The organism is Vibrio sp. E150_011, assembly GCF_053544015.1.
Genome location: NZ_JBHFOL010000024.1, coordinates 22460 through 36973 on the forward strand (window position 1 = coordinate 22460; position 14514 = coordinate 36973).

Sequence of the window (14514 nt, forward strand, 5' to 3'; positions counted from 1 at the left end):
CTTAAGTATTCACACTTATTATCACTGGTCGTTACTCTCGTATTGTCATCGGCGCATTGAACATGGTGCGCCGGCACTAGGATCGCTTAAATCGGTAGCTGTCTAATAAACCCAGTATCGCGCCACTCACAAGCCCTGCTAAGTGGGCCGTATTTGCGATCGCTAAGAAAGGCTGCACAAAGCCTAACACCAACCACACTAGCATGAATCCAATCAATGGCCTTGGCATCTCTAAACCAATATCAGGTCGCTTCCACGTCAGTATCCATAAATACCCAACCAACGCATAAACCACACCAGACAAACCACCAAAGTTTGCACCATCGACCCAGTATTGTCCCGTACCAGACACGGCAGCAGAGACCAAAAATATCTCTAGGAGTTTTTTGCTTCCTAGTTTCTTTTCAATATCCCCACCTAGCTGCCACCACCACAATAGGTTAAAAATGATATGCATAGCGGAAAAGTGCAGCAAGCCATGAGTAAACCAGCGCCATACTTGCCATTGCTGACCATCTTGAGCCGGAAAATGTAATGCTGAGAAAATCGCTTGGCCCAACCCTAATTGTTGTAACGCGAAGATAACCGAACAAATGAGCATAATGCCCAAGGTTACGACCCCAGCCTTTGCTTTCAGCATAGATAGAAAGCTAGGTGTCGAGTATTGGAAAGGGTTCTTTCGTGTTTCGGCCATGTCCCAAGAGGAGGCTTGATACTTGCTATTACTTGAGTCAGCAAGAAACAACTTGAGTTCGGCTTCCGTCTCAATCTGGTCTTCATCCGTCATTAACCACAATGCAAACTGACCACTCCCCTCTGGCATCATCTGTACCTCGATGTGCCGTGTCGCCATATAATCAATAAACGCTTGCCCCATGCGGGGGCTTTGGAGAGTAATCAATCGAATCATAGTTAGTTCTCTATTGGGAAATTTGCGCGATGCCAAGCCTCAAAGCCACCATCAACATTATAAACCTCTTCAAAACCTTGGTTAAGAAGATACTGTCCAGCGCCTTGGCTACTAATGCCGTGGTAACACATCACAAGCACAGGCACATCAAAATCAACCTGTTGCATAAACTCAACCAAAGAATCATTCGTTAGATGATAAGCATTCGGTGCGTGTGCCACGCCAAATGATTGCAGGTCTCGAATATCAACCAGTCGTGCCCCTGCGTTCTCTTTTAGTAGCTGTTGAGCACGGTGAACATCAATATGTTGAAGCTGTTCCATGATTCTAAATCCTTACTTTTTTTTTGCTCCCTATCACATCAATTAATGACGAAATAAGGGCAATTTTGTTGTGTCATTTCGTGCCCGTATATTATCACTATTCAGTGCTAACAAAGTACCGACAACCTATAAGGTTATCCACCAGCGTATAATAAACCACCAGCTGTGTGTAAATCTGTGGATTGCGTGAATAAAGTGTTTTTGGATCATTTGATCCACAACATATAGTGATGATCTTGATCTTGCTGTGTGTAAAGTAAAAGGTATCCCCAAGGACAAAAGCGCTGGAGAGCACCATTACCCGCTGGTTTCTGACAGCTGGCAAATAATTTCCTCACAGACTTATCCACAAGAGAAGGAAAGCGTTTGCGATCAGTTTTTCGATCCAATAAAAAAGGCCACGATCATAAGATCATGGCCTTTCATAAATCATGGGGTTAGGGTTTAGAATTCCCCAACCGCGGCTTTCAATTTTTTCATCGCATTCTTTTCTAGCTGTCGAATGCGCTCGGCCGATACGCCATAGTTATCCGCGAGATCTTGAAGCGTCGACTTATTATCATTAAGCCAGCGCGAACGGACAATATGTTGGCTACGTTCATCAAGTGTTGATAACGCATGCCCTAAACGTGTATTGGTATGATTCTCCCAGTTCTCTGCTTCCACATTGTCAGCAAGATCTGAGCTTCTGTCCTCAAGATACAATGATGGTGCGGTATAAGAGACACCGGTATCATCATCATCTGTCGGCATTTCAAATGTAGGGTCTTGAGCTGCAAGACGGGATTCCATCTCACGTACTTCTGATGGTTCCACACCCAACTCACGCGCGACCGTTTCAACTTCACCGTTATTGAACCAACCTAAACGCTTCTTCGATTTACGTAGATTGAAAAACAATTTACGTTGCGCTTTGGTTGTCGCTACTTTCACAATACGCCAATTTCTTAGTACATATTCGTGAATCTCAGCCTTAATCCAGTGCACAGCAAACGATACAAGACGAACACCAACCTCAGGGTTGAATCGCTTCACCGCTTTCATGAGGCCAATATTACCTTCTTGCACTAAATCTGCCATCGGCAAGCCATAGCCAGAATAACCACGTGCAACATGAACAACGAATCGAAGATGTGAAAGGATCAATCCCTTCGCAGCGTCAATTTCACCTTTGTAGTGTAGTCTCTCAGCTAGTCCACGTTCCTCATCAGGCGTCAACATAGGATAACTGTTCACTGATCGGATATAGCCATCAAGACTATCTTGTGTCACTAAAGCCATTGAATACGCTTGGGTAGTCATTCATTTCCTCATTCACGTTGAGTCGATACAACACCTTCTTAACTCATCAATACTGAACCTAATCAGTAGGAGATTCAAGAAGGGGGTTGTAATTATGCACAATCAGTTGCGCTAAACAAGGGTAAAAGACGATTAATTTTCACTCATCAATAGGTATGATTCACACCTTTACGACTTTTATCTTGCTATGTTGTTGAATAGTTCAATATTTGATCAAGAGCACCACCGTGCGGCGCTCCCTCTCTCATTAAGACTGTCTTACATTAAACTGGTTCAATTTCTTTTAGATGACGCTTTGCAGAAATCCTTGCGGCACTGACCCCGAGAAAAACACCAATCATGAGTATGATGAGAGTCTCATCCCAATTGAGTCCAATCAGCCTAAAGTCACTGTCATACAACATTGCTAAGTCCGTCACGGCTCGATTTAAGACAATCGTTATCAACGCCGTCAATAACCAGGCAACAAGCGCACCTAAAAAGCCAAACCACATACCCGAATACAAGTAAGGTCGTAAAATATAGCTATCCGTTGCTCCGATCAGCTTCATTGTCTGAATGGCTTCTTTATTAGCGAGGACATTAAAACGCAACGTATTACCGACAATTAGAAATACCGAAGCCAACATCAATACCGACAACGTCATAACTAGGGTTGAAGATAGCGTTTTGATCGCATCGAAACGGCTTAACCAATCTTCGTCACGCCGAATATCAGTCACATCAGCTTGCGTTCGAAGCTTAGACACCAAGCTGCGATCCGTTTCAACACTGGTATTAGCAGGCTCAATAACAAGTACTCCAGGTAGAGCGTAACCATCAAGGAGGCTGATTGCTTGATCGAGTCCTGAATGCTCGCTGAGTTCCGCAAGTCCTTGCTGAGGCGTAATGTACTCGACCTCTTTAACCTCTTCCCAGCTTTCAATGGCATCCTTGAGCACAAGGACTCTCGCATCCGGCACGCCGGTCGTGATATAGGCCGTCACCTGAGAGTGACTGGTGACATCACCCGCTGCCGACGCGACATTCTTGCCTAGCAGGTACAAGCATGCTGGCATGGTTAATGCCATTGAAATAACCGCCAGTGTTAATAAGTTGCCTAACGGGCGTTGCCAGAGTTCACGTAGCGAAAACTTAGCTTGCTTCCAATGCACAGCAAAAAAGCCATCCGATGCTAGACGTTGTTTTTTCGGGCGTTGTTTATTTTTACGCTTAAACACCATCACTGACCTCACTTAAGAAACCTTGATTTAGCTCTAGGTAACGATACTGAGGGCGCGAGCGAACTAAATGGATATCGTGTGTCGCTAATAAGATAGAGACGCCAGCTCGGTTAAACTCTTCAAACAATTGTAGAACCTTATTCGACAACTCTGGGTCAAGGTTACCTGTTGGCTCGTCGGCAAGTAGCATCGTTGGGCGGTTTACCACAGCCCTCGCGATACCGACTCGTTGCTGTTCTCCTCCGGACAACTGACTTGGTAAGCACTTCGCTTTATCGAGCAAGCCTGTCTTATCCAAAGCGGCAGACACACGACGCTTGATCTCATTTTCAGCAATGGCTTCGATACGCATTGGCAAGGCAACATTATCGAAAACGGTTCTATCCATGAGCAGGCGGTGATCTTGAAATACAATACCAATGTTTCGACGCAAGAAAGGGATATCTTTTGGTCGGATTCGACTGATGTCATGGTCGTTAAATAGAATGCGACCATCCGTCGGACGTTCTAGTGCACAAATCAATTTCAGCAAGGTACTTTTCCCTGCTCCTGAATGACCGCCTAAGAAGGCCATTTCGCCGCGTTTAAGGTGAAAGTCGACCTTTTGAAGCGCCTGTCGTCCGCCACGATAGGCCTTACTTACTTGTTCAAATTTGATCACCGAATCATTCCCCTGATTTGGATGTTCTGCGTTGAAAAGGGATGCTATGCATCCCTTATTATCGTTATTTTTTTCTCATCGAGTCGGTTTTATCTCAACTCGTACTATTCATCGCGGCTAAACAGCGCGTCAATAAAGTCTTGTGTTTCAAACGGCCTGAGATCATCAATCCCCTCGCCAACACCAATAAATCGGATAGGAATTTGGAATTGGTCAGCAATCGCGAAGATCACCCCACCCTTAGCCGTTCCATCCAGCTTCGTCAGTGTAATGCCTGTAATTGGTGCAACATCACTAAACAGCTTGGCTTGGCTTATGGCGTTTTGTCCAGTCCCCGCATCCAGCGTTAGCATAATTTCATGCGGGGCTGAATCATCAATTTTCTTCATCACACGGACAATTTTACGCAACTCTTCCATCAAATTGGCTTTGTTTTGTAAACGTCCTGCCGTATCAGCTATCACGACATCGACACCACGAGCCTTTGCCGCTTCTATCGCATCATAAATCACGGATGCGCTGTCCGCCCCGGTATGCTGAGCAATCACTGGTACGTTGTTGCGCTCACCCCAGACCTGAAGCTGCTCCACGGCTGCAGCACGGAAGGTATCACCCGCCGCCAACATGACTTTCTTTCCTTGGCCTTGGAACTGTTTCGCAAGCTTGCCGATGGTGGTGGTTTTACCCACGCCATTAACGCCGACCATTAAAATAACGTAAGGTGTCTTTGTTGTGTCGACCTCAAGTGGCTTCTCTACATGACTAAGGATCTCTGCCATTTCTTCTTTAAGTAGGCCATACAAGGCTTCGCCATCTTTTAGATCTCGACGCGAGGCTTTTTCGGTCAGATTACCAATAATTTTCGTTGTGGTATCCATGCCAACATCAGCAATAAGCAATTGCTCTTCTAGCTCTTCAAACAGATCATCATCAATCTGTTTATCTTTGAACAGCCCAAAGAACCCGGCACCGATATTCGCTTTGGTTCGGCTTAAGCTGCGCTTAAGACGAGCAAAGAAACTCTCTGTCGGCTTCTCTTGTTCATGCACACGAGGGGCTTCTGCTTCTGCTTCTGCTTCTGCTTCTGCTTCTGCTTCTGCTTCTGCTTCGTTAGTGTGTTGCTCTATCACGCTGTCCGCAATAACATTTTCAACGACGGCATCTTCTGCAACACGTTCTTCCTCAGCCAATTCTTGAGGCTGATTGTTTTCTAATGATTCATCTTGGTGTTGCTGTTCTTCTTGAGTGGGTTGTTTGGTTTCAGTTTGTTCTTCATCACCAAAACCAAGCCAAGAAAGTAATCCGCGTTTTTTCTTTTCTGTCATCTGAAACTATCCTGAATACTGTCATTCAAATGTTTTTAAATCAGGTCCGAGCTACATGAGTATAGGCATCGCACGAGGTGTGAAAATCCCAACAAAATAAAAGTAACAAAGCAGTGAAAAGTTTTGTCAGAGATTGGTACACTTTGTCACTATCAATTTGAGCTCTTCATAGGGCTACGTATAGTATCACTTTATTGTCGGTCAAAAAATCTATGGTTAAACGTCGCAAGCAAACTCCATCACAAAAATCTGCCCCAACGGGAAGCGTGCGTATTATCAGCGGGTTATGGCGCGGTAGAAAGCTACCGGTCCATGAAGCCGAGGGTTTACGCCCAACAACGGATCGCGTGAAAGAAACCGTCTTCAATTGGCTGGCACAAGATGTTCCTCACTCTGACGTCCTGGATGTCTTTGCTGGCTCTGGTAGCTTAGGCTTTGAGGCTGCATCTAGACAAGCAAAACAAGTCCAAATGATTGAACTCAACGTTAAAGCTTATCAGCAATTGGTCAGTAACACTGCTTTACTAAAAGCAGAAAACATCCAAACGCATAATACCAGTGCGCTCACGTTCCTTGCTCAAACGGGAACACCGCATGATTTGGTGTTTATTGATCCACCATTTCGTCAAGGGTTGCTCCCAGAAACGGTTGCACTACTAGAACAAAATGGCTGGCTAAGCGAAAATGCGTTAATTTATATTGAGACGGAAAAAGAACTGACGCTCGATGCGATCCCTGAATCCTGGGATTTACTCAAAGAAAAAACCGCCGGACAGGTTTGTTACCGACTTTTTGAAAGGAACCACAAATGAACATACTCATTAAACTGGCCAAGATAGCCTTTGGCTTTATCTGGTTAATTTTGATCCTCAATATTTTTGGTGCCTTTGACGGCTTCGTTGATCGCCAAGGGGCCATTGGGCTTTACATCATGACCGCCTTTTTGTTTATCATGCACGGCGTACAAATGGCGATATTTCTGGGCGCGTTCGGTGAACATCTCAAACTCAGCACTTGGGAAAAGTACTCCATTCTAGCCTTTGGTATCTTTGCTTTACTGGATATACGACGTAAACATATGATGTAAAAAAAGCCGCTAATGCGGCTTTTTTTAACGCTGAGTTCAACTCATGCACTGACTCACTTAGTGCATCAAATAGCCCTTCACTCCATTCAAGAACATTTGTGTTGATATCATCACCAATAACAAACCCATCAATCGCTCAACAGCCTTAAGACCGCGCTCACCCAATAGTTTGTGGAAGAAGCTATAGAACATCAAAATAAAGAAAGTCGCCCCCCAAGCAAGCAACACCGCGACAGATAACTCCGCGAGATTATCGGGATGCTGCGTCGATAAGAGTAGAATCGTTGCGATCACTGACGGCCCAGCAATCATTGGAATTGCCATCGGAACAATGAAAGGCTCTTCACCCGCCGCCAACCCAGTCACGCTGCCGGCTTGTGGAAAAATCATCTTAATCGCAATGATGAAGAGGATAATTCCCCCAGAAATGCTTAATGTTTCAGGCTCAACATGAAGAAAACTTAGGATACCTTTCCCAGCAAATAGGAATAACATCAAGATCGCAAGCGCAACACAAAGCTCTCGAATCAACACCATACGTCGACGCTTAGGGTCAAGGTGTTTGAGTATGGATAGTATGATAGGAAGGTTGCCAAGCGGGTCCATAATAAGAAACATCATGGTCGCTGCAGATAATATGTCCATGGATTAAAGCCTGCTTGCGGGAGAAATTCGCGTGAGTATAGCAGGCTTATTGATTATCGCTTAATGAGAACAAACTCGCTCAACATTGAGCTGCCACAGGCCTTGTTGTTCAATGATTTTTTGCTTCTCAATGAAGAAGCTTAGTAGTGTCTCTAAGTCAAAACCTTCTCGGCTACATGTTCGAAATTCAGCATTTTTACCAAATTGATCGTGAACTGCTGTGACCAAGTCATCACGAGTCATCGCTTTGTCACGGAGTAAATTAAGTACTTTATGAGCATGGATTGCTGTCGTCATTATGGTATTCCCATTGAAATTGTATGCCGGAATATTACCCGTAATCCCTAAAAGAGGAATGATCTACCGCAAGCCAAGCTCACAAAACACCCGGAACGATAGCAGAGGAGACAATCAACGCATGAGAAAGGTAATAGCTTCCAGAGATTCCATATCGGGCTCGACCACTTCGAAAGTGGTACTTGTCCAAGCCCCACATCATGGCAGACGCGCTAAGACATAAACTACCTAAAAAGGCCTGCAGGGTACGCCAGTCAAGATGAAACAACCAGACTTCCCCTGCCGCGCACATTACATTAATTAAGGATACCCCCATCACTGCCACTGGCAGCAGAAAAGAGTCAAGGCGAGGAAGAAGGAGGAAAAAGGTAACAATAGCGATACACAATAATAGTGCTGGTAACCACAACACAAACTGGCTTTGTACCTGCCCCCAAAAGCCCACGCTATACACCACTTGCGCAACGATATAACCGATAAAGCTAACTTTACTAAATCGGGCTTGCTGTTGGCCAAGGTCGCTGATTAAAAAAATACCTAGCCCTAGAGCTAACCACCATTGGTATTCGTTGATACCGTCGGTGTTAAGCAGTAGCACTAGCAATAATCCATGAGTGACCGCACTAAAGATGACACTTCGAGTTTTGTCACCCTTTTCAGCAGCAAAAATAAATAGCAACGACGATAAACCTATCGCAAGCCAACTCCACATAATTACACCTAGTTCTTATTACCTAAACCAGTGTAAGAAGCTCGATTTTCATGTCCAGTAGTTAGACTGAAAAGTTGGACTTGTCTTAGATTAAATAAGTTCAACATTGACAGGCTTTGTTTTTCTTCAACGCATTCCAAGACGTGCAATTTAAACAAAAATAATTAGCAAACGTTTGCATCGAGAATTGGTTGCCAGTACTTTACGAGTATGAATAGCCAATCTTATTTATCACGCCAAATCCTCCAATAATAAAGCACTAGCCTTAGAAAAATATAAATCTAACCACATGTTAATTAATGCTTTTAAAGAAAAAATGTGCAGCAAATTCTGTTACGACCCGGCTTCGAATGTATCGCTTTAAAGCTATACATTCTGTTGTAAAATATCCATCACATCAGACTGAAAAATCTCAACCGATAAGAATTTAGATAAAGTCGCCACGTTCAACCACAACAAACAAAGGCTACACCCATTACATAGACCAAAACCTCAAAACAACAAGGCCAATAATGAAACAGTTAAAAACCCCACAAAAATCACTTTAAAACAATAACTTAAAATGAAATTTCGGACAAAAGACGCCAAAGAGCAAATAGTAACCTTGATAAAAACACTGTTTCTTTTGTCAAAACAACCACATTTAAGGAAGAAAACTGTCATAAACAACCGCTACGATAAGTTTGTATTGCAAAGACATCAAAAACCATGCTATTCTTACTAACGAACTAACAAATTAATAAAGGAGCAGTGTTATGATTTCATCTTCTCAAAAGCAAGGATTAGTAATGATCGCCGTCGTACTAGGTCTAATGACACTGCCGATGCTTTACTAGTTTTAACCATATTGACATAAAAAAAGGGACGCTAATGCGTCCCTTTTTTTATGTCATTGATTTTACTTGGAAAGGATATGCAGTACCTTCTCCCAGTGGATATAATAAAAACCCATCGCCATGATTGTGATTAACGCCATTAACCACACAGCAGCACGCCAAACAAATCGACTGCTTCTTGGTGTCAGCTCTTGTTCACATTCAGCACAAGTGCGCATAAAGCTACGTTTATCATCAAGTTGATAGTCATCTTCATGCACTATCTTATTGCGAATGGTCGCAATATATCTCAGTTTACCCACTACATCATGGGGCAATCGTTCTTCACAACTTGTAATGAGCTGATGCAACCCTTTTCCATCAGCTCGATACTGTTGTCGCAATAGTTTTTCTATGCGCCGTGTTTGCAACACCACGCTTTCAATATCTGACATATGCTTCCCTCCCACAACCAGCACAATGTGTGGAGCCGAAATCTCGCTGGCTAATCCTCTGCACACTCATTATTGCATTGTTATCTATTTGTATCAGAATTTCGACAACTGTTGGGTAAATTCAAGTAAAGATTTAAGCCTAAGCCAATAAGATTTTGTGTGATATGACCCCAAATTTGAAGCAAATCAACTAATTTATCCATATTTTCTGCGATTTTTATGCGATCTTTACCCCATTGTGCTTTGGGTTCGGAGAGAGTATATGCCTATTTCATTAGTGATTGCCGTTACAGTATTAATCATCATTACTGCTTTTCTATTTTTTCAAACTCAAAGACAACACGTCCATGGTGTTAATGCTCCAGAGCAAAAAATCGCCATCACTATTTTAGATAAACAGATCATCGCAACATCAGAGCCAACAGACGATGACGAGTACTGGATCTACGTCCAAAAAGGCAGCTTTGGCATAAAACGAGAGTTCCAGGTCGGTGTTCATTATTATCATCACTTAACCCCGGGCGATAAAGGCATACTGACTTACCAAGGTGATAAATTTTTGCACTTTTCGTTAAGTCGTTAGACAAGGATGGCGATAATAAGTCATTAAATTAATGGGTTAATGCTAATCAATTTACCCTTTGAGTGAGTCATGCTAGCGTAGTGCTATTAACGAACAAGGATGTCAGCTCATGCCGAACAAGTCTCATCATTATTCATGGTGGTTACCACTACTTTTTGCTTACGCGTCCACGGGTTGCAGTGCGGCTTACCAAGGTAAAGTCAATGACGCTGAAGTTCATCTCGTGGATTATTTTCAGCGCTCTGAGGGCGCTCAAGCACTGATCGATAATATGGATATACTTGATATCGATCATGCCTATGTAATGGGCCTCCCTGTCATAAAAAAATGGGACCACTCTCAACCCAAAGCACCGCGTTTCGTTTATGGTGATGATGCACCGGTCTATTACTACTCCCACACCGATGAACTAGTGGCGAGAGAAGTGGAATCATTGCCTAAAGCACAACAAGATCGCCTCCATCCTTTTCTTAGCGGTTTCAACACTACCGATCTCAATGCCGCTGAGTACATTGAAAGAGAACTGACGTTTCGCCCTAACTTTTGGCAAGGCATCGGTGAGGTCATTACGAGGCACGATCACCTCACCGCGTTAACTGCGGATGAAAAGCCACGAGCGAACCACCCCGCTCTACACAAAGTCTATGATGTCGCTGCTCGATATGATCTCCCCGTCCTACTGCATGCCAATATTACCTCACAGCGAGAAAATGAACCCCTGTACATCGAAGAGCTCACTCAAGCATTGGAACAGCACCCGGAGACACGATTTTTGTGGGCACATGCAGGAACAACCAGCACACTAACCAGAACCATTGATATGCGCTTCCTCTATCAAACTGTGGCCTCGTTACTCAGTAAACACGACAATTTATACATCTTAGCCTCATGGTCATTGATCGATGTTGTTATGCCAAAAGGACAATTAGACAGGCGCTGGGTATCACTCATCGAAGCGTATCCAGAGCGGTTTATGATTGGAAGTGATGTGGTGGGTGCATTTGGTTATCAAGAGACCGCGTTAAGTACCTGGGACCCGGTCCTATCGGCGTTACCTGCGCATGTCGCCGAAAAAATGGCTTACCAGAATATGCTATCGGTATTACCTAGTCAGCACAAAAATGAAAAACAATAATAAGAAACGTGAAAATCAACGGCCATCAATGGCTTGTACATCTTGACTCCAGCGCTGTGCGTCAGCCAGCGCTGAATACACGGATTGCTGAGTGAGCCCTAAGGTTTGCCGATGTTGCTCCATGCCATCCCAATCAGCCACCTCAAAGCACTCCTCTAATGCCAATAATTGGCCATAAGGCCCTTCACGTTGAAGCAGCGCGCCCTTAATCTCACAACATAATGGCAGCTGCTTAATGAGCTTATCCAACGATAGGTCCATCAATGCGTCCAAAATGGAAAATAATCCAATCATAAACGCTTGGTCACGATGCTGGGTGAACGGCGGGTACTTGGTCATCAAACGACAAAACTGGGCTCGTTGTAGCGAAAGCTCATACAGCGCTTTGGGCTTGGTGCTAGAAATAAATGAGGCCACCGTCAAGGAAACAAATAGCTTAAGTTTATCTTGACCCAAGTAAATCAGCGCCTGACGAAAAGAGGTGATCTCCGCTTCCAAGCGAGGGTTCATCGTATTAACAAATTGCAGTAACTTGTAGGACAGTACCACATCTTTAGCGACGATTTTTTCTACCTGATCAAAGTCTACCTCTGATAGACATACTTGTTGGAATAACTCCATAGCCACCAGCTGAGCAGCACTGATATACACTTGCTTTTGCATAATAGGCTTACTAAAGAAGAAGCCTTGGAAAAACTTAAAGCCCGCTTGCTTGGTTAATATAAATTCCTGTTCCGTTTCAACCCGCTCAGCCAAGTAATGGCGAGTACTTCCTTTCTGCTTTTGCTGCTGAACAAAGGTGCATGCTTTTTCGACCCCCATGGCCATAATATCGAGCTTCACAATATGAACAAATGGAAGAAACGGCTCCCAAGCCGAGGTATACACAAAGTCATCAAGCGCGATGGTGTAGCCCTCGCGATATAGCTCACGAACCGCATCATATAGCTCTTGATTTGGCGTGCAGGTCTCTAGTACTTCTACGACGACTTTCTCTTTCGGTAGCATGAGTGGTAGGCGTCGTATCAAGCTTTGATGAGGGAAATTAATAAAGCATCGAGAAGAAGAGATGATGGGGTTTGTGCCAAGTGACAGGTAGTTCTCTGTAATCAGCCTATATGTCGCTCTATTTGCTTCAATGTGCCCAGGGAAGGCATTGTTATCACCGTCTCGAAACAGCAGTTCATAGCCCAATGTATGGCGACGAGCATTAAATATAGGTTGGCGAGCGACATAGGTGGTATTCATGACTGCAACAGGCGCACTACGACTTCGCCGCTGCAAGTAACGCACCACAGCCAATAAACATAGAACCAAACACCTTGTTTATCTTGGCCATTACTCTGCCAGAGCGAATATAGCGCCCCATCCGAGAAGCTAAAGAGGTGTAGCCCAACATGACGGTAGCATCAATCACAACGGTCGTTGCCCCTAAGATCATCAATTGTGTGACTTGGTTACCAGTAGGGTCAATGAATTGCGGAAACAAGGCCACTAAAAAGACCACTGACTTCGGGTTGGTCAGGTTAATGAGCACCGCACTGCGTAACAATGTCCACGTCGACCGCGTATCATGTGAGGCATCCGCTGTTAAGCTTGAGGTGTCTCGCCATTTTTGGATCCCTAACCAAATGAGGTACGCCACACCTACCCATTTGATAATGGTAAAGGCCATCGCCGATTTTGCTATCAGCGCACCAATACCCGCGCCAACTAAAATGATGTGAAATGCCAGCCCGATCTGCAAGCCTGCAATTGCAGCAAGAGATTTTCGAGTCCCATAATTAAGACCATTACTGATCGAATTTACCGTACCAGAGCCCGGAGCCAGGCTAAAAACAATAGCGGTGACAACATAAGCAAGCCAAACATGATAATCCATTGCATTTCCTTACGACTGATTTACTCTTATCAGCAGAAGAGTATTTATTCTGTTTTCGACTCGAGACTAAATGGGGTCGTCAATTGATAGTCCAACACTACACACAGGTTAATTAATGACCGACTCAAATTTAGTTAGCAACCCTTATACTCAAGAGCAGGATTTTGAGCAAGTTATTCACGCACAAATAGCAGATTTTTGGGCGTGCCGCCACGAAGGGCGAGAGAAAACCAAAGATGGTACCAGCCTTTATTGGTGCAAGTTAACCAACCCAAACCATCGTAAAGCCTTAGTTGTCGTTAATGGTAGAATCGAATCGGCATGGAAATATCAAGAGCTATTCTATGACTTTTATCAGCTGGGTTACGATATTTATTCCTTTGACCATCGTGGACAAGGAATGTCGACTCATCTCGCGCCGAACCCTGAGATGGGCCATATTGGCGAATTCTCAGATTACCTAGATGACATGCAGCTATTGCTCAGCAAGTTTGATCTCCAACACTACGAAGAAAGGCACTTGCTTGCTCACTCGATGGGCGGCGCTATTGCTACGCGCTATATCCAGACTCGACCTGAGCATAACTTCGATAAAATAGCCCTTAGTGCGCCTATGTACGGCGTCAATGTCCCTTGTTATTTCAGACCATTCGTCACAACCGTCGCCCAAATCATGACGGCAGTCTATCCCGTACCTACCTATGCACCGGGCTATCAAGGCTATATTGCTAAGCCCTTCGATATCAATCCATTATCACAAAGCGAGGTACGTTATCGCTGGTTTAGAGATCTTTACGAGCAAAAACCAGAGCTAAAGATTGGCGGTCCAAGCACCCGCTGGGTATGGCAAGGATTGATAGCGGCCAAGCAGTGCACTCAGCAAACCAGACAAGTGAAGATTCCACTGTTGTTGCTTCAAGCTGGCAGTGACATGATCGTCAACAACGACGCACAAACACACTTCATTCGTAAATTACACAAAACGAACAAGCTGGCGAAGATAAACGTCATTGAAGGTGCTAAGCATGAAGTGTTGTTTGAAAAAGATGTGTATCGAAATCAAGCGATGGAGGCGATTAACGCATTTTTTAATCCCGCATCTAGCGCATAATGATACCGTTCGTATTTTGGGTAAATGAGGAAAGTTTTATATGGCCTG

General features: G+C 44.2%; 17 protein-coding genes. 5 read left to right on the plus strand and 12 right to left on the minus strand.

The window, feature by feature from the left end; translation table 11 throughout:
- Nucleotides 1-76 precede the first annotated feature (76 nt).
- From glpG to ftsY, 6 genes are all read right to left on the minus strand, one after another.
- Nucleotides 77-910 carry a rhomboid family intramembrane serine protease GlpG gene (gene glpG, locus ACE1OE_RS22380; protein WP_449212315.1) on the minus strand — a complete coding sequence of 278 codons (834 nt, stop codon included), beginning with the start codon at nucleotides 908-910 and terminating at the stop codon, nucleotides 77-79.
- A gap of 2 nt (nucleotides 911-912) precedes the next feature.
- A complete protein-coding gene (glpE, locus tag ACE1OE_RS22385; RefSeq protein WP_449212316.1) occupies nucleotides 913-1233 on the minus strand; it encodes a thiosulfate sulfurtransferase GlpE in 321 nt (106 codons plus the stop codon).
- A gap of 444 nt (nucleotides 1234-1677) precedes the next feature.
- Nucleotides 1678-2535, minus strand: a complete 858-nt coding sequence (rpoH, locus tag ACE1OE_RS22390) for an RNA polymerase sigma factor RpoH (RefSeq protein ID WP_102470755.1) — start codon at nucleotides 2533-2535, stop codon at nucleotides 1678-1680.
- 263 nt (nucleotides 2536-2798) lie between these two features.
- On the minus strand, nucleotides 2799-3758 hold the full coding sequence (gene ftsX / locus ACE1OE_RS22395) for a permease-like cell division protein FtsX (protein WP_102470756.1): 960 nt from the start codon (nucleotides 3756-3758) through the stop codon (nucleotides 2799-2801).
- The gene (gene ftsE, locus ACE1OE_RS22400) at nucleotides 3748-4419 is read right to left on the minus strand and encodes a cell division ATP-binding protein FtsE (protein WP_102470757.1); all 672 of its coding nucleotides are present in this window, start codon (nucleotides 4417-4419) and stop codon (nucleotides 3748-3750) included. Before ftsE ends, ftsX begins: the two co-directional genes overlap by 11 nt.
- Nucleotides 4420-4523: 104 nt before the next feature.
- Nucleotides 4524-5744 carry a signal recognition particle-docking protein FtsY gene (gene ftsY / locus ACE1OE_RS22405; RefSeq protein ID WP_449212317.1) on the minus strand — a complete coding sequence of 407 codons (1221 nt, stop codon included), beginning with the start codon at nucleotides 5742-5744 and terminating at the stop codon, nucleotides 4524-4526.
- A 212-nt stretch (nucleotides 5745-5956) separates the two neighbouring features.
- Here ftsY and rsmD point away from each other — a divergent pair, with 212 nt between their 5' ends.
- Together rsmD and ACE1OE_RS22415 are read left to right on the plus strand one after the other, a co-directional pair.
- Nucleotides 5957-6556: a 16S rRNA (guanine(966)-N(2))-methyltransferase RsmD gene (gene rsmD, locus ACE1OE_RS22410; protein ID WP_449212318.1), complete on the plus strand. Its 600-nt coding sequence runs from the start codon at nucleotides 5957-5959 to the stop codon at nucleotides 6554-6556.
- Nucleotides 6553-6831: a DUF1145 domain-containing protein gene (locus tag ACE1OE_RS22415; RefSeq protein ID WP_102470760.1), complete on the plus strand. Its 279-nt coding sequence runs from the start codon at nucleotides 6553-6555 to the stop codon at nucleotides 6829-6831. The genes rsmD and ACE1OE_RS22415 overlap by 4 nt, the downstream gene beginning before the upstream one ends.
- Before the next feature lie 57 nt (nucleotides 6832-6888).
- Here the strand turns inward: ACE1OE_RS22415 and ACE1OE_RS22420 are convergent, their stop codons facing one another.
- The 4 genes from ACE1OE_RS22420 to ACE1OE_RS22435 form a co-directional block, all read right to left on the minus strand.
- On the minus strand, nucleotides 6889-7476 hold the full coding sequence (locus ACE1OE_RS22420; RefSeq protein ID WP_102470761.1) for a YhgN family NAAT transporter: 588 nt from the start codon (nucleotides 7474-7476) through the stop codon (nucleotides 6889-6891).
- Nucleotides 7477-7536: 60 nt separating this feature from the next.
- Nucleotides 7537-7773 carry a YecH family metal-binding protein gene (locus ACE1OE_RS22425; RefSeq protein WP_102470762.1) on the minus strand — a complete coding sequence of 79 codons (237 nt, stop codon included), beginning with the start codon at nucleotides 7771-7773 and terminating at the stop codon, nucleotides 7537-7539.
- 79 nt (nucleotides 7774-7852) lie between these two features.
- Nucleotides 7853-8485 (minus strand): lysoplasmalogenase, encoded by a 633-nt coding sequence (locus tag ACE1OE_RS22430; protein ID WP_449212319.1) that lies wholly within the window; start codon nucleotides 8483-8485, stop codon nucleotides 7853-7855.
- 898 nt (nucleotides 8486-9383) lie between these two features.
- Nucleotides 9384-9755 carry a DUF4145 domain-containing protein gene (locus tag ACE1OE_RS22435; protein WP_102470765.1) on the minus strand — a complete coding sequence of 124 codons (372 nt, stop codon included), beginning with the start codon at nucleotides 9753-9755 and terminating at the stop codon, nucleotides 9384-9386.
- 262 nt (nucleotides 9756-10017) lie between these two features.
- On the opposite strand from ACE1OE_RS22435, the gene ACE1OE_RS22440 reads away from it, so the two are divergent.
- Complete coding sequence (locus tag ACE1OE_RS22440; RefSeq protein ID WP_102470766.1) at nucleotides 10018-10338, plus strand: DUF2500 domain-containing protein; 321 nt, start codon at nucleotides 10018-10020, stop codon at nucleotides 10336-10338.
- A 109-nt stretch (nucleotides 10339-10447) separates the two neighbouring features.
- Nucleotides 10448-11473 (plus strand): amidohydrolase family protein, encoded by a 1026-nt coding sequence (locus tag ACE1OE_RS22445; protein ID WP_449212320.1) that lies wholly within the window; start codon nucleotides 10448-10450, stop codon nucleotides 11471-11473.
- Nucleotides 11474-11488: 15 nt separating this feature from the next.
- Here the strand turns inward: ACE1OE_RS22445 and ACE1OE_RS22450 are convergent, their stop codons facing one another.
- Both ACE1OE_RS22450 and rhtB read right to left on the minus strand, forming a co-directional pair.
- The gene (locus tag ACE1OE_RS22450; protein ID WP_449212331.1) at nucleotides 11489-12721 is read right to left on the minus strand and encodes an EAL and HDOD domain-containing protein; all 1233 of its coding nucleotides are present in this window, start codon (nucleotides 12719-12721) and stop codon (nucleotides 11489-11491) included.
- A gap of 16 nt (nucleotides 12722-12737) precedes the next feature.
- Entirely contained in the window at nucleotides 12738-13355 is a 618-nt protein-coding gene (rhtB, locus tag ACE1OE_RS22455; protein ID WP_372061852.1) for a homoserine/homoserine lactone efflux protein, read from the minus strand.
- A gap of 115 nt (nucleotides 13356-13470) precedes the next feature.
- Here rhtB and ACE1OE_RS22460 point away from each other — a divergent pair, with 115 nt between their 5' ends.
- Nucleotides 13471-14466, plus strand: a complete 996-nt coding sequence (locus ACE1OE_RS22460) for an alpha/beta fold hydrolase (RefSeq protein ID WP_449212321.1) — start codon at nucleotides 13471-13473, stop codon at nucleotides 14464-14466.
- Nucleotides 14467-14514: the final 48 nt, after the last annotated feature.